Consider the following 20,300-nt stretch of genomic DNA (forward strand, 5'->3'; position numbering starts at 1 on the left):
TAGTTACTCAATCGTTCAAAACGATAAATCATGCGGATATACGATTAGCTATTGTCGCCGTGGTGACAATTGTTGAAGATCAACGTCCGGCAAATCAACAGACCGACCAATACGCTGAACTTCCTCAAATAAGATAGGACCTTGCCACCGCCTTTCAATGAGTGCGACAGAAAACCAATATTGACCATCTGGCACATCGATAACAGGCAATGCTGTCGGTAGATTTTTATCTTTCTCTTCTGACCATATAGGTGCAGTTTGCCCATCATTTTGGCTGTACAAATTCATGGATAAGAAAGGTCTTGGGCACGTACCTTTCAAATCTGTTGGTGGAGCAATGCGCCAACTCCGACTGTCTTTCCAACTTATTGATTGAATAGCTTCAGGCTGTGTAATCAATATACTGGAAGACCAACGTTCACCGTTGCTAGACGTCACCTCCAGCTTGTATAGCCCTGCTTTTATCGCGCGAGAGAGCCCATCATAATCAAGCTTAAAATCGCGCGACTCATCATCGGAAAAATTGCTATGCAGCACAGATTGATCTGGCCATGCACTAAATGAAACCGACGATACTCCCGTCGATGAATTGCCATAGATGGAGAAATGATAAAAAACGCGGTTAGGCGTTTGCACCGTCTCGCGACGTATGACGATGTTCTGCAACCAGCTCGGTAATGAAAGTGTGCTTAAACTTCTGCCACAATCTTCTGTAATAGCAAGAGATAAAAAGTCCGCCAGATGTCGTTTTTCTGTTGGGCCGTTCTCTTGCTGCCACGCTTCAACCATTGCATCAAAACTTTCGGCGGTATTTCCTTCCAATAGCTTTTGGTGTGCCGACGTTAATGCGTCAGAACCACTAAACCATGCAGCAAGCACGGTTCCAGGCCAAAATAGCCACAGTGTTAGAAATACCCACCGATTCATCATTGCATCTTCATTCGATAGCCAACACCGCGAAGCGTTTCGATTTCGATTTCCGGTAGCTTCTGGCGCAACTGCAAAACATGGGTATCAACAGTACGCGTCGTCGGATAGTGGTTATAACCCCAAACTTGGTCGAGCAACTCGTCACGTGTGAACACACGCCCTGCATTTTTTGCCAGAAATGCCAACAAATCGAATTCGGTACGAGTAAGAATGACTTCACTCTCGGAACAAATAACACTCCGAGTTGCAGAGTTAATCCGCAGCGTACCAACGACGATATCGTCTTGCGTCGTATCTTCTTCTGTGACATTTCGTCTGAGATGCACACGAATGCGCGCCAGCAGTTCTGCTTCAGCAAATGGCTTGGTCATATAGTCGGTGGCACCTGAGTCCAATCCGCCAACACGATCACGAACTGAAACCATCGCTGTTAGCATGATCACAGGCACGTTTTTTAACTTTTTCCAGCCCTCTAGCCATTCCAGCGAATCACCTTCAGGCAGTTGACGGTCCAACACCACAAGATCAGCTTTTGGCCATAGTGCCTCAACTTTCGTTGCGTTTTCTGCGTAAAGTACGTTGTAGCCATTCTGCTCTAGGCTAGCTAAAAGACCATCAGCGAGGTTAGCATCATCTTCAATGAGTAACAGCGTTGTTTGGGTCACAGGGTATCTCCAGAATAAAGGTGGTTGGTGGGCCAATCAGTGACAATTTGCCCCCCATCCTTTCTATCATTGATTCTACAATTGTCAGACCGAGCCCAAGGCCTCTTTCACTGACAAAAGGCTTACGAATTGTCTTCCAATCCTTCGCGGTTAACTGTCCCTGATCCTGCACTTTAATCGTCAGGTAACCGTTGTGAATTTGTGCGATGACATTAACGGGTGTCATGCCATATTTCTTTGCATTGCTGATTAAATTGTCGAGAGACGTGGTAAGCCAGTAGATATTTACTGCAACAGGGCCATCTTCTTTGACCTCAAGACTCACTTCACGTTCCTCACACAAATAACCAAGCCACTCTTCGAGCGACGGTATCGTCTCTCTTACTAATTGTTGTTGATTCGATTGAAGGTAATCTTTACTCGCTTCTGCAAGTTGCTTTAACCGCATCGAGTCTTCACATAGCCGTCTGAACTCGTCATAAAGTGGTTCAGGCAGGCTATCAAATTTTCGACGAAAACCTTCAACGGTCATCGACAAACTTGCAATCGGTGTCCTAAGTTCATGGGTCAAGATCTGCAAGACCAACATACGTTCTTGAATAAGACGACGTTTAACTGTCCAGCGGTTGAATACCCAACCCGCAATCCAGAGAATGTTAACGACCGCCAAACCAATGACGAGATGCGACCAATAAGATGGAGCTTGTTGCTGATTCCAGCAGACATTACCGATCCTTGATAGACAATACCCTTTATTATCTGTCGGAGAAGCGAGAAGATCTAACCGCTCCAGCAATGGCATCCACTCGTCTGCAGAATAGACACGATATTCGCTCCCTTTCCTCAACCACAGCTCATCATCCGACAACAGTGTCTCAGCACCGCCATTTAATGCATTTATCCCATGTTCAGGCATGCGTTGAAGCTGACCTAACAGTGTTTCTGGTGGTGCTAACAGTCGTTCTTTTATATGAAAGAAACGCAGCAACTCATCTCTACGCTCTGGGAACTTCTCAACGTATTTCGCCGCATAACTTCCCCCACCAGGATGGATTAAGTTTGAACGAGAAAACCAGACTGAAGGCAAGCGTGTGTTAAAACACATTGCTCGCGTAAAGACGAGAGGATCTGTCACCAAAGGACTTACAGGCCATGGGCCCTTGCACTTTTGTGCTGCTTGGTAGAGACGTTTAAGATCCTTTAAGGGATATTGCGTCGACTGCGGTAACAAACTATCCGAGACCAACAGTGCTTTAGGATATTCACTGTGAATTGCGTTGAGCGAATATTCGGCAATTGGCTTTTCACGCAACAGCGAATCCCTGAACTTATTAAGCTGTTCAGGAAAAGAAGCATTTGCCCACGCGGGTAAGTGGACGATAAGGAAAAAGGCAGCCAAGAACTTTCGCATGCCGTGAGATTAGCATCAAAATATCCCTGATTGTCAGTACTTTGTCAGACTAAGCCACGAAGATCGCGCAATCGTCCATTAAGTGCACAAAAAAGGCCAGCAAATGCTGGCCTTTCAAACAGGTTAAGTGATGTTTGATTTAGATTGCTTTCGCAATCGCGTCTACTGACTCTTTCGCATCACCAAACAACATTGCCGTGTTCTCTTTAAAGAACAGCGGGTTTTGAACACCTGCGTAACCAGTATTCATAGAACGCTTGAACACGATAACGTTTTTCGCATTCCATACTTCCAATACAGGCATGCCTGCGATTGGGCTGTTTGGATCTTCCATCGCCGCAGGGTTGACCGTGTCATTCGCACCGATAACCAGAACGGTATCTGTCTCTGGGAAATCTTCGTTGATCTCGTCCATTTCCAGAACGATGTCATACGGCACTTTTGCTTCTGCGAGAAGAACGTTCATGTGACCTGGTAGACGACCCGCTACTGGGTGAATACCAAAGCGAACATTGATTCCTTTTGCACGAAGTTTCTCCGTAATATCCTGAACAGGATATTGAGCTTGAGCAACTGCCATGCCGTATCCTGGAGTGATGATTACGTTCTTAGAGTCTTTCAGCATTTCAGCTACGTCTTCTGCTGACACTTCACGGTGCTCGCCGTATTCAACATCTTCTGACACTGAAATCTCTTGGCCAAAACCACCAGCAATAACACTGATGAAAGAGCGGTTCATCGCCTTACACATGATGTAAGACAGAATCGCACCTGAAGAACCTACCAGCGCACCGGTAACAATCAGAAGATCGTTAGCCAGCATAAAGCCTGCTGCTGCCGCTGCCCAACCCGAGTAGGAGTTCAGCATTGAAACAACCACTGGCATATCCGCACCACCGATTGATGCCACCAAGTGGTAACCGAATGCAAACGCAATCAGTGTCATTACAATCAGTGCAAACGTGCTGCCGTCTGCTTTCACGAAATAAATCATCAGAAGGGTTGAAACAACCACGGCTGCCAGATTCATTTTGTGTTTGTGAGGAAGGTTTAGCGGAGAAGATGAAATAACACCACGAAGTTTACCGAATGCGACGATTGAGCCTGTAAAGGTTACCGCACCGATGAACACACCAAGGAACACTTCAACCATATGGATAACGTGCTCTGTGTGCGCAAATTCACCTGAGTATACTGGTGGATCGAAGTAGCTGTTGAAGCCAACCAGAACCGCTGCCATACCCACGAAGCTGTGAAGGATTGCAACCAACTCTGGCATTTCTGTCATTTCTACTTTGCGAGCGTAGAAAATACCAATGCTACCACCGATGACCATTGCAACGATGATCATGCCAAACCCTTGCGAGTGTGGACCAAAAATCGTTGCAATCAACGCTATCGCCATACCTGCGATACCGTAATAGTTACCTGAACGGGCTGTTGTTTGCTTTGAAAGGCCAGCCAAACTCAGGATGAAAAATAGTGCAGCAACAATATACGCTGCTTGTGCTAGTCCTGCAGACATTCTTTGCTACTCCTATTAATCTTTACGGAACATTTCAAGCATACGCTTGGTAACGGTAAAGCCACCAAAGATGTTAATGCTTGCAATGAGAACCGCGATAAACGCGAGGAAGGAAACGAGTCCGTTCCCCTGACCGATTTGTAATAACGCACCCACAACGATAATGCCGGAGATTGCGTTTGTTACAGACATCAAAGGCGTATGCAACGCATGCGTGACATTCCAAACCACGTAATAACCCACAACACACGCCAATACGAATACCGTGAAGTGAGAAAGGAAAGCAGGAGGCGCAACAGAAGCAACCCAGCCGAATGCGCCTAGCGCAGCGACTAGACCAACAATTTTCTTAGTTGGAGAGGTTGGTTCTTCAACTTTTGGCTCTTTTGCGACAGGCGCAGGTTGAGCTTGAGGCTGTGCAGAAACTTGAATTGGTGGCGCAGGCCATGTGATCTCACCGTCTTTAACAACAGTCACACCACGTAGTACAACATCTTCAAAATCGATATCGATGTTGCCATCTTTCTCTTTGCAGAGAAGCTTCATCAGGTTGACAAGGTTTGTGCCGTAAAGCTGGGAAGACTGAGTAGGCAGACGACCAACCATGTCGGTGTAACCAATGACTTTCACACCGTTCGGCGTGGTAATCACTTTGTCAGCTTCTGTGTATTCACAGTTACCGCCATTAGCCGCTGCAAGGTCAACAATCACACTACCCGCTTTCATGGAATCAACCATTTCCTTGGTAACCAACTTAGGAGCCGGGCGACCAGGGATTAGCGCAGTGGTAATAATGATATCAACGTCTTTCGCTTGTTCTGCATAAAGTTCAGCCGCTTTACGGTTAAACTCGTCAGACATTTCTTTTGCGTAGCCGTCACCACTACCTGCTTGCTCTTCGAATTCCACTTTCAGGAATTCAGCACCCATACTTTCAACTTGTTCTGCCACTTCAGGGCGAACGTCAAACGCACGGACGATAGCACCAAGGCTACCTGCAGCACCGATAGCAGCAAGACCTGCAACACCAGCACCTGCAACAAACACTTTTGCAGGTGGTACTTTACCAGCAGCGGTAATTTGCCCCGTAAAGAAGCGACCAAATTCATGTGCTGCTTCAACAACCGCACGGTAACCTGCGATGTTTGCCATTGAACTCAACGCATCCAGTGCTTGAGCGCGCGAAATTCGCGGTACAGCATCCATGGCGAGAACGTTAATCTTCTTCGTCGTCAATTGCTGCATCAATTCTTCGTTCTGGGCAGGCCAGATGAAGCTAACAAGGGTTCCACCCTCTTTAATGCGCGCAATTTCGTCAATGCCGGTTTCGTCATTCTTAACCGGTGCATTCACTTTAAAGATGATATCTGATTGCCAAACCGTGTCGGCATCAACAACCTTAGCACCAGACTCTTCAAAGGCCGCATCATCAAAGCTGGCGAGAACGCCGGCACTTTTTTCAACGACAACATCGAAGCCCATTTTTATTAGCTGCTCAACCGTTTTAGGTGTGGCAGCAACTCGCGTTTCATGCGCAAGTATTTCTTTTGGAACACCAATTTGCATAGTTAGTCCCTGACTATTGGCAGTGTAAGTAATTTGTTTGTAGCGAACTGATAAGGCTTAATCAAGTACTTCTGTAGGAAAAATACCAAAATAATCAACATTCAACCCTAATACGAGCTAATTTTAATGACTTTTAGTAATAAAATAACGCCATTTGTTCATGGACGGAGGTCAGACCTTTGCTACCACAATCAAACCAAATCGTTGATTAAACTATCATTCAACGCACAATCGATGGATAATTCATCAAATCCGTTTAAGAATTCAAATCAAAGAGATACTTTTGACCGAAATCGATTACAAATGCGTTGATCTTGGTCACCTAGCTAAACATTCTTTCGCCCATTTGATCGATAAATAGTTGAGACTTCTTCAGCATTAAGTCATTGGCTCCCTCTTCACTCGGTAGAAGATCGGAACGAATAAAAGTATGCGTCTGTGTTTCTCCCTCGATGTCTTTGCAAATTCGGCCGCAGATACGAAATTGGCCGCCTTCTGATTTCGCTTCGGGGTAGATCAAAAATCCTTTGTATTCTGTTGGCTCTACGGTTTTTGCATTTTCTTCTTTTGAGCCGAACAGCCAGCTAAATAAGCCCATGATAATTATCTCACTTTCCTGAATGGGAACCTTATAGTGACGAAGACGGTATAACTTGTCTATACAAAGCGAAGGGCAACGGTTGACGGTATTGGACAACACGTACTGGTGGAAGCGTGAAGTTAGGCGTGTCGATAGTCCGGGATGGCGCAAAAACGCGAGTTGAGGAGAACAACGGATCGTCCAAAAACAAAAAAGCGCGGTGTATAAGCCGCGCTTTTCAAATCGGTTGGACACTGTGAATTTAACGGATTAAACCAATATCTCGTTTGATGTGGTCCGGCAAATCTGAGGTGGACAACATCATTTTACTTTTTTGCTTACTGCGAAGCACATCCAGTGCGTGGAAAATCAATCCTTTGAAAGAAACCGCATAGCTTTTATTCGTTGTACTCTCCGAAGCATATGCCTCAGCAAAGTTAACTGCCTGCGTCATGACATTCTCACTGTTGATTGTTTTTTCAGGTTAAATTCTAAGCGTTACCATGCACGAGTAAAAATGACTTAAACTATCCTTTATCATTAGTTTTTCTTATCTGAATTCACATTCCGTTTGCGCGGGCACTCCTAGAATACGCTAATAGTTTCAGTGACTTCCTCCTACGCTAGACACTTTCCCATTATTAATATTTATTTATCAATCCATTTCCATTTTGGTAACATTTGTCTTTAACAACGGATTGTAGAGGCCACTTTGCTCGCATTAATCGCCAAACACTCGTCATTGTTCTTACTCAGTGGGGCAATCTTAGGGTTTTCGTTTCCATCAATGTCATCAGCGTTACTTCCCGCTCTACCCTATATATTATTTATGCTGATGCTTTTCACCCTTATCGGTATTGACCAAAAGGCGTTGGTCGCGTCATTAGCAAAACCTGACGCATGGCGATATGCACTTGTTCATGCTGCGTTGACTACACTAATCGTCAGCGGCATTGCCATTTCTCTTGATGCAAGCCCACCTCTGTTGATCGCTCTCGTCGCCGTGTGTGCTACTGGCAGCCTCTTTGCTACTCCCGCAATCGTTAGGAGCGTCGGTTTTAATCCGCTCGCTGCCATGGCTTTCACCATTGCCAGTACGCTGATGATGCCAATCGTACTGTTTGTTAATCTGACTCTGTTTAGTGACGACTCGTTCTCACTGGACATGAAAGAGTACGTTGTTCGCTTACTCATATTTATCTTTGGCCCTATGCTGCTTTCCTACCTTATCCGCAAGCACGCACCTCAGGAGAAGTTGTCTCGCGTTCATGGGAAAATCGCGCAGTTCACGATTGTATTGGTGTTTAGCTTTCCGTTTGGGCTAAGTGGGCAATACCGGTGGCTTTGGGAAGAAGATCGATCGTTTGCGCTGATCACAATGGCGATCGCCTTTATGATCTGTGTGTCCTTTTTCCTCATTGGTTTGCTTGTGTTTTGGAGAAAGGGAAAAGAGGCCGCGTTCGTCGCAGCAATTACTTCGGGGAATAGAAATGTGTTACTCACCTATTCCGTCGCAGGCGTGTTTTTAGGTCCACTTTACCTGCCTTTGATAGGGGCTTTACAACTACCGACTTACATACAGCCGTTTGTCGTCAAATTTTTCGTTAATCGAAGTCGAAATACCATCAAGCAACCTGTGGCTTGACCGTATTGAAGAGCAATTTACTTAAACGTACCTGATGGGCCCTCTGTCAGGTCGTTAATAGGTAGTTCTCGTCGTCACATGGCCGCTGGCACGAAGTAAACCAATGAAACCCATGCAGCAAGCCAAAAAGCGATTAATCCAAAATCTAACCAATCACGTTTCTCAACCATAGAGCCTCCTCAATCGTTGCTATTCACTATATCGGCGAAAAATATTGAAACTGTAATATTTCAAAACCACTTTTTCATAGACGGCAAAAACTGGCTTTGTTTCAATTCCAATGCAAAATTCAGGCTCAAAGTGTGAAGTGAACATATTTTCGCGGTAAAAGGGATAAATGCGACGAGTTAAATCAACTACTTGTACCCAAATAACCTGAAAGTAAGGTAATCAGGTCATTTGAGTATGAGGCATTCTCTTTTGCCGAGTAATTACAATGCGCGGATGTTATTCAAGGATGATTGATAGTTGCTCGGAGGGTGGCACAAGTTCATGGCAACTGCGCGCATATTCGATAAAACTGTCTGACAAAATTACATCAATCGACTGTGGCGGTTGGGAAAGGTGCTTCAAGGAGTCATAACCTTCCTTTCCTTGCGACGTATACGCAGACGACACCGCATGGTAGGTTTTTTCCATGATAACGTCACTCCAGTGACCTGTCTTGTCTCGGTATTTCAGCGCAGTGATACGCTCACCTTTTGGCTTAGACACTTGATAGGTAAACTTCAACCCTGCCGTATAAGGGAAGCTTCCATCACCTGTGCCTTCCACGCCATTGTTCAATGCATTGTCTATGGCACCTTCAATGGCTTGTTTTACCTGCAAGCCTGTCGGTTTGTAGAGCATGATATCTATGGCAAACGGCAACAACCTGCCAGCCACCTCTGCCGCCGTCAGTTTGCCTTTCTCAAGGCTTACTCGCACACCACCAGCATTGTGTATCGCAAAATCAACATGGTGGCCACGTTGCTCGGCTGAATACATGAGTCCTTCGCAGACAAGCGGCGCGATTTGGCTGGCTCCTTTCTCATCCGGAACACGAAGGTGGCGAAGTCTTTCTGGAACTTGAGTGACAACGTCACGCTTTAGCTTTTCAACGGCAGGACGATACCTTTCATTCAACACCGATTTTAGCGATTCATCGCCACGACAGTGAACGACATTAGGCTGAGTAAGAAGATACGACTTGGCGCGTTCAAACGTTTCTGCTGGCAAAGACTGGTCCCAAGAGGTATCCATTGCCAAGCTTCTTCCTAACATCAGGACATTGCCGCCTGAATAGCTATCAATGCCACCACACGCATTAAGTGTGACCTCTAGCCTCCCCAACGCCAATGCATGGCAACCCGCTTGAACCACCAGTGTTTGATTAATATGACGACCATACGGACCCATATCCCCAAGCCCTAGGTTAGAAAAGTCACCCTGTAACACATGGCTGTGTCCGCCAACAATAAGCGAGAGCCCTTCGACTTCTTCGGCTATCTTCAAGTCTTGGTCATAGCCCAGATGACTGAGCAATATGATATGGGGGGTTTTGTGGTGTTGGTGAATATAGTTCACCGTATTGATGATGGTCTGTTTGGCATTAATGAATGGTGTGTCTGCATCAGGCATCGCGATATCTGCCATTTTGTCTAATGCAACACTGAAAATCGCTACCTCTTGGTCTCCGATTGGCTTAAGGAGTACTTCTGCAGCCAAATTGTCTGGGTTGTAGGCGAGTAAATTGCTTTTCCCCTTCACCGGGAAAGCTTTGTCCGGGCTTTCGCCACTGACATCCCAATTTCCGGCCAGCAAGGGAAAGTCTATTTGGTCGAGAAACTTTGAAACCGCGGCATTACCCAAATCAAGTTCATGATTCCCCAAAGCCATGGCATCAGGGGCCAACTGATTAAGCATAACGGCATTGGCTTCGCCTTTAAACAAGCTGTAGTAAAGCGTTCCTTGAAAGCAGTCTCCCGCATGCAGAAAAAGGAAGCCATCCGTCGATTCGGCAGCTTGTTGTTTGAATTGATTCACTACGGTCGCAATGCGAGCAAATCCACCTACGTTGGCGTAAACACGGTCTTCAAGACAAGGTATTGCAAGCGAGATCGGGGTAGGTTCAAAATGCGAGTGTGTATCGTTGACGTGCGCGATAGCGAGCTTTATTGGTTTTGTTCTAAGCATGGATCCCTTTATTGCGTAGGCGCAAAATCAAAGTGTATCAGATCCAGATCTTAGTTCACATACATCACAGTTATGTTGCACTGCTACTCATTGAAAAAGCGTTATCGACACGAGTTTTGCGCCAGCCCCCAAAGACAAGCTCAACATGGCAGCGTACCACCATTTCATTTCGTCTTTAGAGAGGCTACGGATATGAAAAAGTACGACGTTTACACGGTGCCAATTGTGCGTTCGACTCGCGTACTGGAACGCACAACGAACCAGCATCAACACGCCAGTGAGAAGCAGTACGGTTTCTATCGCATGCGCAATGATTTGGAGCAAAAGCCAGTCTTCCTGTCCAGAAACCAAACATAGCCACTAAAACAAATACACGATCTTAGATCAACAATTTGTTTACATCTCAGCCAATGGTTGTGATGCCTGAAGAGTTCCTTGTATTGGAAGACCAGCGTTTGATCCACAAATCGCTTAATCTGTTAGCACACCATTTTGATAATCAGCGATCGCTTGATTAATCTCGTCCATGCTGTTCATGACAAATGGACCATAGTGTACGACTGGCTCGTCGATGGGCTGGCCCGCCAATATCAACACACCTGCGTTTTCAACCGACTCCAATGTGACACTGTCACTATCACCAAGACAAACCCAATGCCCCGCTTTCACTGTATCGCCGCCAATCTTTACCTCACCTTTATATACATAAAGGTTGGTTTGATAATGTGCGGGAATGGTCAACGTTCTCGACTCACCACCAGCCGCACGCCAATCGGCGACAATGGTTTCAACACCGGTGTCCTGCAACGGCCCTTCTCGCAACGCATCATTCTCTTTTAATGTACCAGAGATAACCCGTAACAGGTTTTGCTCTGAACCGTACTCATTAATTTCTGGTGACTGAAAATCATGGTACTTGGCCGGAAGGCGTTTTTTCTCAGCAGGAAGGTTTATCCAAATCTGAAATCCATGTAAGCCACCTTCGGTCACTATTGGCATTTCACTATGAATCACCCCTTTTCCAGCGGACATCCATTGCGCGCCGCCGCTTTTGAGTTGACCGACGTTGCCCATATGGTCACGGTGTTCAAAGTGCCCTTTCAGCATATACGTCAATGTTTCTATGCCACGATGAGGATGAGGAGGAAACCCGCCAACATAATCATCTGGATTTTCACTTTTCAGCTCGTCAATCATCAAAAACGGACTAAACGTTGAATCATTAAAGCCATGTACTCTTTGGATATTCACGCCATCACCGTCTTTAGACGCGTGAGACCGAATAACACGAACTATTTGCTTAGCTGTCATTGTGACCTCCTTTGTTACTGACAGTCTATTGCCATAGCGATAGCGTGAACATGAGCTGCTCCCTATCAACTTATTCAGTTTTTTCGAACAAGAGGCGCGTGATGACTAAATTTAGAAAATAGTTTTTCGCCACGTAAATTATTTTCTTTCCCAACACCTGTATCTCTGATATTTATCCAACAGACGTAATTCAAGGATGAATTTCAATGATAGAGTGGCAAAGTAATCGCTTTTGGTATCACTTAGACACTTACCGTAAATTCGGTATCGATTTAGGCCTACGCATGTCTGTCATCCGGCTAGACAACGGCTCCTTACTCATTCACAACCCTTGCCAGCTTACTGAGTCAATCAAGCAGTATATCGACGGGTTAGGCGAAGTAAGCTGTATCACGACTGCCAACCAAGACCTGCATGATGATCTCTCCGATTGGTGGTTGGCCTTCCCAGATGCCTATTTCTATTCAGCACCAGGCTTAGCAGCCAAACGCACTGATATAGGCTTTGATGGCGTACTTAATTCCACCACCTCTCCCCGCTGGAAAGGTCAGTTATATCAGACCATCATCCGCGGGAACGAAGACTGTGAGGAAGTGGTTTTTTGTGACCCTATTAGCAAGACGCTCATTTTGGGGGAAAGTGTGATCGCCCTAAATGAAGGATCAGTCACTCGCCGTATGGTAGGGAAACTGAGTGGATGCGAAAACCAAGTTATCGTTCCATTACCTCAAAGACTGAGGGTGAAAAACAAACAACTCTTACGCCAATCACTTCAAGAGATTCTTACCTGGCCGTTTGACCATATTCTTCCTATTCATGGCGATCCAATCTTGTTTGATGGAAAGAGAAAATTGGCACACGCCTACGCATGGGCACTAAAACACGAATCAATTTTCAGTTAATTTACGCGTTAATTGTAACCCCTTGCATATAAGAGGTTTCCGTCTGGACGCAAGCCGTTATAATTGACCCAATTTTTTTCCAGAATCAGAAACTGTAAATGAAGCAAAACATTTTGACCTTTTTCAAAGGAATGGCGATGGGTGCCGCCGATGTAGTACCAGGCGTATCCGGCGGTACTATAGCATTCATCACCGGCATCTACGACACGCTATTAGAAAGCATTCGCCGCGTTAATCCCTCTCTATTCTCTTTGTGGCGCAAAGAAGGATTCGCCGCTGTATGGAAACACGTCAACGGTACCTTTCTTGCTTCATTGCTAACAGGCATCCTGACTGCAATCCTGACGTTAGCGAAAGCCGTTACCTATGCGCTGGCTGAACACCCAGTGCTGATTTGGTCATTCTTCTTCGGCCTTATCGTGGCATCGGCAATTCATATGATCAAACAAGTCGAGCGTTGGAATGCCGCCACACTGTCCCTTGCTGTTGCAGGTGCCATTTTTGCTTACGGCATAACCGTTGCAAACCCTGTATCACTTGAATTCAACTACCTCACGGTGTTTATTTCTGGTTCTATTGCCATCTGTGCCATGATCCTGCCGGGCATTTCAGGTAGCTTTATTCTGCTATTGCTTGGTATGTACGGTCCTGTATTAAGTGCCGTGAAATCCTTCGACATTCCAATCCTCGGTCTTTTTGCGATTGGCTGTCTGGCGGGCATCTTATCGTTCTCACACGTGCTTTCTTGGTTACTTCGCAAGTATCGTGATCTTACCATCGCGTTTCTTACTGGCCTGCTTATTGGCGCATTAGGAAAAGTGTGGCCATGGAAAGAAGTGTTGAGCTACCGTATTAACTCAGCAGGCGAACAAGTACCGCTAATTGAGAAGGTACTGATGCCAGGTGCGTTCGAATCCGTAACGGGTCAGCCTTCGTTGCTTGTTCCGTCTATCGTCGCGATGGTGGTCGGTTTTGCGTTGGTGGTTGGTCTAGAGAAGTTCTCTGAAAAAATGGCCGATTAATCATTCTTCGCAATGACATGCATTATTGACTAAAGCTGCTCTCGAGCAGCTTTTTTATTCCTTTCATTTCAAGACATTTCTCACACAGCCGCGTAACATAAAGTGATAGTATTTTTGACGCAATTATCACTAATATCGCTCAGGCATGATTACTACGAATTCTAAACATCGAGTGGTGACGCTCTCAGCCATCACGCTTTTCGCTACGATTGGATACTTATTCGCTGACAATTTTTTGTTTGCACGTGAAGTAACCTCAACGGCGATCGCCCCCACGTGCACGCTTGGTCAAAAAGCATGTGAATTTAACGATGCCAATGCACGACTTGCGAATGATTCGGTCGCGCCCTTAGTACCATCTAATCTTACCGTTACATTGAATGACGACATCCCTACGCCACCTTACTTGGTTTTGGAATTGGAAGGTGTCGAAATGAATATGGGAATTTACAAACTTAAGTTGGCAGACATCGGCAATCAAACGTTTGAAGGCGATGTTTTATTGCCACTGTGTATGCACGAAGAAATGACGTGGAGAGGTCAGATTTCCAGCCCTGACAATCAAACCGTACTACCCGTTGATATAAGAATGGTGCGATGAAAACAAAAATACTTATTTTGTCTGTCGCTCTGGTCGCTGGTCTAGGTGCGCGCTACGCAGTTGACCACTTTCAAGATGCAGACGTAACAACGACGAATACAATCACTCTTCAAACAGGGTCTGAACCACTGAACCTTTTTGACACTGCAGACCAAAGAGTCAGAGTCGTCTATTTTGGCTATACCCACTGTCCTGATGTTTGCCCTACCTCTTTAGCCATGCTCGCCGCGTCACTGCAGTCGCTCCCCGAGGAAACACTCCGCGCAGTGCGTCCCATTTTCATCACGCTCGATCCTGAACGGGATACACCAGACGCTGCAAAAGAATATGCAGGGTATTTTCACCCCATGATCGAAGGCAGCAGTGGCCCAGAGGCATCCATAGGCACATTAGCTAAGAAATATGGCGTGCTTTATCAAATCACTGAATTGGAAAACTCCGCGATGGAGTACGCAGTTGACCACAGTTCATACTTCTACTTTCTTAGCCCTGATGGCAGCCTGCTTGAAAAAGTGCCACATACGCTTAACCCGAATATGATTTCCGACGCGATTCTTCGCCTAACGGACACAGCAACACCTTAGAAACACACATAAGTACAATAACAAGGAGAGTAAACCGTGATGTTTAAAGCCGCTTCTGTCGGATTGTTACTGGGACTGATGTCTGCCAGTGCCGTTGCAGAAATCAATGTCCATACCCCTTATGCGAGAGCGACACCGCCTCATGCGCCAAACAGTGCCGCATTTATGGAAATTGTTAATAACGGCGATAAAGATGTGTTTTTGCTCAGTGCTTCAACCGCTGCAGCCAACACCGTTGAACTTCATAACCATGAAATGATCGACGGCATGATGAAAATGCGGCAGGTTAAAAACATTAAAATTCCCGCAGGTGGTATGGCGAACCTAGAGCCTGGTGGCTTACACATCATGCTGTTTGATCTCCCATCTCCACTCAAGGAAGGAAAAACAATTCCGCTTAAGCTAACCTTTTCTGACCAAACGAGCGTCGCATTAGACGTTCCGGTTAAAAGAGTCATGGCTCACTCGAAAATGAAACACGGGCATGAATCAGGCCATTAACCTGAAAAGGTCTAACCAATTATGCTGATTGCAGGCTTAGATTTTTAAGCTGTATCAACATTGAGGCGGATAAGTATGACTCACGGCGGCAGAATAGCTAATCGCAGTCTATGGTTAAACTGCAGCCAGTTGTTTAACAGGTAAAAAGCAGTGCAGTAAGGCAACCCAACAAAAATGAAGAGGTTTTTGACTATGAAAATTCGTCTGGTAACGTTAGCAGCGATTGCTTCAACCGCAATTTTAGCTGGTTGTTCTAACAACTCAGCGCTAGAGCAAAGCGTCGCAGATCTGTCGTCTAAAGTAGACTCTCTATCTAACCAAGTTTCTGCTCTACAAGGCGATGTTGCTGACGTAGCTGCGGCGTCTGCTCTGTCTTATGACGAAGCAGCTCGCGCTAATGAGCGTATCGACAACATGGCGCAGTCTTACACCAAGTAAAACGGCGCTAATGACAACACTATAATTCTGCGGCTCCTTCGGGAGCCGCAGCGTTTCCCATCTCAATAGGAATACCCGACTGAACCGCCAACGCAGCACGATAGCGCGTTTCGTTCATCGCATTGGTTCTCAACCAAGTCGAAATACGTGCGTCCGGCTGGGTAAGAATACGCTTTCCAGCATCTGATTCGTCATTTGACAGCGGGCGATGCACTTCAACAAAGACTGCGCCATCGGGTTCGTAACTGGTTTTAACTGGTTCGTTGATTACCCTTACTTTTTCCCCGACATGCACTTTATCAAACAGCCACAAAATGTCTTTTGGTCGCATACGAATGCAGCCTGAACTTACCCTGAGCCCAATGCCAAAACTCTTATTGGTGCCATGGATCAGATACGATCCTGTGCCATACGCCAATCTGAGCGCACGATTCCCTAACGGATTCTCTGGCCCGGCAGGAACAACATCTGGCAATACAATGCCTTTTTCTTCGAGATATTCTTTCTTAATACTTTCCGGCGGCGTCCACGTTGGATTTTCTCGTTTCTGGCTAATTTTGGTTTTCATGATGGGCGTATTTCTGCCTATTCGCCCTATTCCGATAGGAAAAACATGGACCTTATGCGCCTTCTTGTCGAAGTAATAGAGTCTGAGCTCTGCAAGGTTAATCACGATGCCTTCGTAGTCGACTTCAGGCAAGATCAACTGTTGAGGCACGGTAACAAACGTACCGGGATCGGGCAGGTAAGGATCAACACCAGGGTTGGCGGACAGTAAGGCAAGAAAACCAACATCGTAACGTTTTGCGATGCTTTCAAGGTGTTCGCCATCTTTCACAATATGGATAGTATTTTCACCTAAGAGGCGCGTATCTGGCTTGGGCCAAGCATACTCATTCGCCATACTGCTTAACGGCGACAAACAAAGTAGAAGTGTTAGGAAGGCTATCCGTTTCGATTTCATGCGCCACGGTCTCAACTGTTTCAAATATTACTTACGGGTCTGTCGGAAAAATCGAACGTTGCCCAACATAGACACCCAATTAACGTACAAGCTACTTATTCATGCAAGAAATTGAAGCTCGTCTGAAGATACCATGCATTCAGACCGGATCGACCCGCTTAATCCTTCAAGAATAGACTTATTTAATGTCAAATTCTCTGAGCTGATACAAAACGTAAAGAGCACCTTTCGGTGCTCTATTTTCATGGTCCCTTTGTTAGAAGTGCATTCTTAATCCGATAAGACCTTCTAATTCAAACCCTGCGTCTTCTTTCCAATACCAGGTTGAGCCTGCCTCACCATATAGCTCTGCATTACCATGTCCCACAGGCACTGAAATACCAAGTCCCGCTTTGGGCCCCCATTCGTGAACGTCGTCATTGACCCATTGAATGCCAGTGTAGCCATATACACCTTGCAGTTCAGGCCTTGCCAACCACTCGCTCAAACTCCATAAACCATCAATCGCTACGCCTAAGTTATCTAAACCCAATGACAGCCTGAGGTTGGCTTGTGTAACGGTAATTCCCGACATTGGGGTACCTAAAAATACACCTGCTGAGAAACTTTGAGAGTATGCGGAGGTTGCTGGCAGCATAAGTGCGAGAATGACAAGAATACGTTTCATGTAAACATCCATTTCAAATTCTAAAAACATATTTCCACGTAGTCGCCAAACGGCTTCACCAACCCTAACTGGTTGCTTTTTGGTCAATTTATAATCCAGACTACGCTGAACTGTCACTCTACTTGCCAAATTCAGTTAAGACTATCGAAAGTGTTCGATTTTTTTAATCCAAACCTAAACTAATGAAAGAAATGATGCGTTTAATAGGTCTATGTAACCAAGCAATTTGAGGATGCGTTTTCTGATTGCAGCGTGAAAACCGTAAAGGCTGACATATTAAGGACAGACACAATGCTTATCCGCCGGAAAAAACAATCAGACTTAAAAGAGAACGAACTAACCCCTGAGTCCGTTTATCAAGAACGCAGAGACATTTTAAAAAAGCTGGGCATAGTCACTGCAACATTGCCAATTGCTTCTCAGGCGAATGCCAACCTCTTTGGTTTGTTTAATTCAGACGAAGAAAAAGAAGCCCCCTCGATTTTCACTCGACACCCTCTTCAATCCGGCTCTACACCTTTTGGTGAAGGTCTCGAATTAACGCCAGAGAAAAAAGTCCTCACCTACAACAATTTTTATGAATTCGGGACAGGCAAAAACGACCCTGTTGAAAACAGCCAAGCCTTTAAGGTTGATCCTTGGAAGCTTGAGGTGACAGGCTTGGTTAATAATCCCATCACGCTAACGTATGACGATCTTCTAAAACGCTTCCCTCTTGAAGAACGGCTTTATCGCATGCGTTGTGTCGAAGCGTGGTCAATGAATATTCCTTGGGTTGGCTTCTCACTTGCATCACTTATCAAGCAAGCGGACCCGCTGGGTAGCGCAAAGTATGTTGCATTTGAGACCCTATATGACCCAAAACAGATGCCAGGACAACGCTCTCAATTTGTGGGTGGCGGTATCGATTATCCCTATGTTGAAGGCCTTCGACTCGATGAAGCCATGAATCCGTTAACGTTATTAAGCGTCGGTCTCTACGGACAAACACTTGCCCCTCAAAATGGTGCGCCCGTTAGATTAGTCGTTCCCTGGAAATATGGGTTTAAAGGCATTAAATCGGTCGTAAAAATCCATTTGCTGGAAGCGCAACCTGCGACAACATGGAACTTGTTGGCTCGTCATGAGTATGGGTTTTACGCCAATGTAAACCCTCAAGTAGACCATCCTCGTTGGAGTCAAGGGTCTGAGCGATTTATCGGCGAAGGGACAATATTCAGTTCTCGCAGGCAGCCCACCCTCATGTTTAACGGTTATGCAGAGGAAGTGGCGAGTATGTATAGCGGCATGGATTTGAGAGCTAACTATTGATTAGATTGACTATAAAACATGTTTTTTGGGTGAAAGCAGCCATTCATTTTGTTTCACTCATCTTTTTTGCTGACCTTGTCTGGAGAGTTCTAAGCGAAAGCTTTGGTGCAGACCCTGTCGAAGGCATCACGCACTACACAGGGATTGCTGCCTTAAATACCCTCATTTTGACATTAATCATTAGTCCATTGGCAAAGGTCACCAAGCAAGGGATGTTAGTCAGGTGCAGACGCATGGTTGGGCTTTACGCTTTCTTCTGGGCAACGCTTCATATGCTAACGTATTTTTCGTTAGATCTTGGCTTCAACATTGCCCTGCTTGGTAGTGAAATAGTTAAACGTCCTTACCTCACTGTTGGGGCGACGTGCTGGTTAATACTTTTTGCATTAACTGTCACGTCAACCTCACGTATTCAAAGGTCCATGGGTGCTAAATGGCAAAAATTGCATAACAGCGTTTATATTGCGCTTATTCTTGCTCCCATACACTTTTATTGGTCTTCAAAATCAGAACTTATTGAGCCAGCAATCTACTTCGCACTTGCTATTTCATTGTTGCTGATTCGTTGGAAAACCTTGAAAAGAATCGTTTTTCGGCCCGTGATAAGACGAAGTTAGTATCACTTTTCCACCACTTACCACAAATACCTAAAGTTGATATAGCAAATTCAAAATTTTTGCCATACTTTAAGTAACCTTATGTAGTAACGATTGTTTTTGGAGTGGACCTTTTTGTTGGACGAACTCATCTCGCAAAGTTTGAGAAACTTTCAATCAGACTGTTTGAGTTTCTGCGAGCATCATTATCCTACAATTCACAATCGCGGCATGAAAGACAGCCATATGGGCAAGGCTCTCTCACGCCGTATCGTTCATTCTTTTGACAACCTGAATATCCTAACCAACTTTAGTCAATTAGAAGAAGCGTCAAGCTACAAACAACCCATCTATTGCATAGAGTCTGACAACCACCAAGTGTTCGTCCTCGCTCACCGAATGATCAGTGCAAGCTCTGCTTGCCGTAAAGGACTAGTAAGAGACATCAAACACGTACTGGAAGAGGTCTCGATTGATAGGACAAAAGACGCACGTTTGATTATTGTTGCTGACCACTGGGTCGACCGCTCAAGTGCCAGTAAGTCTATTCCTAGTTGGTGGCTTGGCCATCAGCCTATTCATATCGACGAATACATATCGCAAGGCATCAGGTTGGTCTTAGCCGAACAAGACCTCGCCACAGATATCGAATCTGAATGTAGTCTCGAAAAAGGTCTGCACAGGTTATATAACCCACTTCATCGACAACGCGATGGTTTACCGCTTTACAAATACCTTCTTTTGACTGCTACTTATCCAATCTAACGTCAGCGTTTTAGGTATCTCGCGGAATCTGTCACTTACCTGAGAACTTGCACGCCCTCTTTAGGCTTGATGAAAGCAGAAAGTTAACGTAGCGTGGTGTTGGATAGGTAATTCATCACACACATTATTTACACTTTTGAG

The 20,300-nt window shown here is 45.4% G+C and carries 22 protein-coding genes; 10 read left to right on the forward strand and 12 right to left on the reverse strand.

Going from position 1 to position 20,300, the window contains the following annotated elements; all coding sequences use genetic code 11:
- Positions 1 to 48: 48 nt before the first annotated feature.
- The 7 genes from LRP49_RS00765 to LRP49_RS00795 all read right to left on the reverse strand — a co-directional run bounded on the left by LRP49_RS00765 (position 49) and on the right by LRP49_RS00795 (position 7,131).
- Positions 49 to 927 carry a DUF2861 family protein gene (locus LRP49_RS00765; RefSeq protein WP_420791514.1) on the reverse strand — a complete coding sequence of 293 codons (879 nt, stop codon included), beginning with the start codon at positions 925 to 927 and terminating at the stop codon, positions 49 to 51.
- Positions 927 to 1,595 carry a response regulator transcription factor gene (locus LRP49_RS00770; protein WP_274139516.1) on the reverse strand — a complete coding sequence of 223 codons (669 nt, stop codon included), beginning with the start codon at positions 1,593 to 1,595 and terminating at the stop codon, positions 927 to 929. Before LRP49_RS00770 ends, LRP49_RS00765 begins: the two co-directional genes overlap by 1 nt.
- Positions 1,567 to 3,006, reverse strand: a complete 1,440-nt coding sequence (locus tag LRP49_RS00775) for an ATP-binding protein (RefSeq protein WP_274139517.1) — start codon at positions 3,004 to 3,006, stop codon at positions 1,567 to 1,569. Before LRP49_RS00775 ends, LRP49_RS00770 begins: the two co-directional genes overlap by 29 nt.
- 139 nt (positions 3,007 to 3,145) lie before the next feature.
- Entirely contained in the window at positions 3,146 to 4,531 is a 1,386-nt protein-coding gene (gene pntB, locus LRP49_RS00780) for a Re/Si-specific NAD(P)(+) transhydrogenase subunit beta (RefSeq protein WP_274139518.1), read from the reverse strand.
- A 15-nt stretch (positions 4,532 to 4,546) separates the two neighbouring features.
- Positions 4,547 to 6,097: a Re/Si-specific NAD(P)(+) transhydrogenase subunit alpha gene (locus tag LRP49_RS00785; protein ID WP_274139519.1), complete on the reverse strand. Its 1,551-nt coding sequence runs from the start codon at positions 6,095 to 6,097 to the stop codon at positions 4,547 to 4,549.
- Positions 6,098 to 6,419: 322 nt separating this feature from the next.
- Positions 6,420 to 6,695, reverse strand: a complete 276-nt coding sequence (locus LRP49_RS00790) for an HlyU family transcriptional regulator (protein WP_274139520.1) — start codon at positions 6,693 to 6,695, stop codon at positions 6,420 to 6,422.
- 244 nt (positions 6,696 to 6,939) lie between these two features.
- Positions 6,940 to 7,131, reverse strand: coding sequence for a hypothetical protein (locus LRP49_RS00795; RefSeq protein WP_274139521.1), 192 nt, complete (start codon positions 7,129 to 7,131; stop codon positions 6,940 to 6,942).
- A 258-nt stretch (positions 7,132 to 7,389) separates the two neighbouring features.
- On the opposite strand from LRP49_RS00795, the gene LRP49_RS00800 reads away from it, so the two are divergent.
- Entirely contained in the window at positions 7,390 to 8,322 is a 933-nt protein-coding gene (locus tag LRP49_RS00800; protein ID WP_274139522.1) for a hypothetical protein, read from the forward strand.
- Between the two features lie 447 nt (positions 8,323 to 8,769).
- Here the strand turns inward: LRP49_RS00800 and LRP49_RS00805 are convergent, their stop codons facing one another.
- The 3 genes from LRP49_RS00805 to LRP49_RS00815 form a co-directional block, all read right to left on the reverse strand.
- Entirely contained in the window at positions 8,770 to 10,497 is a 1,728-nt protein-coding gene (locus LRP49_RS00805; RefSeq protein ID WP_274139523.1) for a bifunctional metallophosphatase/5'-nucleotidase, read from the reverse strand.
- An 87-nt stretch (positions 10,498 to 10,584) separates the two neighbouring features.
- On the reverse strand, positions 10,585 to 10,821 hold the full coding sequence (locus LRP49_RS00810) for a hypothetical protein (protein ID WP_274139524.1): 237 nt from the start codon (positions 10,819 to 10,821) through the stop codon (positions 10,585 to 10,587).
- Positions 10,822 to 10,968: 147 nt separating this feature from the next.
- Positions 10,969 to 11,808, reverse strand: a complete 840-nt coding sequence (locus tag LRP49_RS00815) for a pirin family protein (protein WP_274139525.1) — start codon at positions 11,806 to 11,808, stop codon at positions 10,969 to 10,971.
- Between the two features lie 206 nt (positions 11,809 to 12,014).
- Here LRP49_RS00815 and LRP49_RS00820 point away from each other — a divergent pair, with 206 nt between their 5' ends.
- The 6 genes from LRP49_RS00820 (at position 12,015) to LRP49_RS00845 (ending at position 15,856) form a co-directional block, all read left to right on the forward strand.
- Complete coding sequence (locus LRP49_RS00820) at positions 12,015 to 12,710, forward strand: DUF4336 domain-containing protein (protein ID WP_274139526.1); 696 nt, start codon at positions 12,015 to 12,017, stop codon at positions 12,708 to 12,710.
- Between the two features lie 98 nt (positions 12,711 to 12,808).
- Positions 12,809 to 13,732 carry a polyprenyl-phosphate transporter gene (locus tag LRP49_RS00825; protein ID WP_274139527.1) on the forward strand — a complete coding sequence of 308 codons (924 nt, stop codon included), beginning with the start codon at positions 12,809 to 12,811 and terminating at the stop codon, positions 13,730 to 13,732.
- Positions 13,733 to 13,877: 145 nt separating this feature from the next.
- Positions 13,878 to 14,333: a hypothetical protein gene (locus LRP49_RS00830; RefSeq protein ID WP_274139528.1), complete on the forward strand. Its 456-nt coding sequence runs from the start codon at positions 13,878 to 13,880 to the stop codon at positions 14,331 to 14,333.
- Positions 14,330 to 14,917 (forward strand): SCO family protein, encoded by a 588-nt coding sequence (locus tag LRP49_RS00835; RefSeq protein WP_274139529.1) that lies wholly within the window; start codon positions 14,330 to 14,332, stop codon positions 14,915 to 14,917. Before LRP49_RS00830 ends, LRP49_RS00835 begins: the two co-directional genes overlap by 4 nt.
- Before the next feature lie 39 nt (positions 14,918 to 14,956).
- A complete protein-coding gene (locus LRP49_RS00840) occupies positions 14,957 to 15,418 on the forward strand; it encodes a copper chaperone PCu(A)C (RefSeq protein WP_274140081.1) in 462 nt (153 codons plus the stop codon).
- A 192-nt stretch (positions 15,419 to 15,610) separates the two neighbouring features.
- Positions 15,611 to 15,856: an LPP leucine zipper domain-containing protein gene (locus LRP49_RS00845; protein WP_274139530.1), complete on the forward strand. Its 246-nt coding sequence runs from the start codon at positions 15,611 to 15,613 to the stop codon at positions 15,854 to 15,856.
- Between the two features lie 19 nt (positions 15,857 to 15,875).
- Here the strand turns inward: LRP49_RS00845 and LRP49_RS00850 are convergent, their stop codons facing one another.
- Complete coding sequence (locus tag LRP49_RS00850; RefSeq protein WP_274139531.1) at positions 15,876 to 16,820, reverse strand: L,D-transpeptidase family protein; 945 nt, start codon at positions 16,818 to 16,820, stop codon at positions 15,876 to 15,878.
- A gap of 256 nt (positions 16,821 to 17,076) precedes the next feature.
- Positions 17,077 to 17,487, reverse strand: a complete 411-nt coding sequence (locus LRP49_RS00855; protein ID WP_274139532.1) for a hypothetical protein — start codon at positions 17,485 to 17,487, stop codon at positions 17,077 to 17,079.
- Between the two features lie 291 nt (positions 17,488 to 17,778).
- Between LRP49_RS00855 and msrP the strand changes: the two genes are divergently transcribed.
- The 3 genes from msrP to LRP49_RS00870 all read left to right on the forward strand — a co-directional run bounded on the left by msrP (position 17,779) and on the right by LRP49_RS00870 (position 20,159).
- Entirely contained in the window at positions 17,779 to 18,798 is a 1,020-nt protein-coding gene (gene msrP, locus LRP49_RS00860; protein WP_274139533.1) for a protein-methionine-sulfoxide reductase catalytic subunit MsrP, read from the forward strand.
- Entirely contained in the window at positions 18,798 to 19,415 is a 618-nt protein-coding gene (gene msrQ, locus LRP49_RS00865) for a protein-methionine-sulfoxide reductase heme-binding subunit MsrQ (RefSeq protein ID WP_274140082.1), read from the forward strand. Before msrP ends, msrQ begins: the two co-directional genes overlap by 1 nt.
- Positions 19,416 to 19,529: 114 nt before the next feature.
- Positions 19,530 to 20,159: a hypothetical protein gene (locus tag LRP49_RS00870; protein ID WP_420791510.1), complete on the forward strand. Its 630-nt coding sequence runs from the start codon at positions 19,530 to 19,532 to the stop codon at positions 20,157 to 20,159.
- Positions 20,160 to 20,300: the final 141 nt, after the last annotated feature.

This window comes from Enterovibrio qingdaonensis (assembly GCF_028683135.1).
GTDB lineage: Bacteria > Pseudomonadota > Gammaproteobacteria > Enterobacterales > Vibrionaceae > Enterovibrio > Enterovibrio qingdaonensis.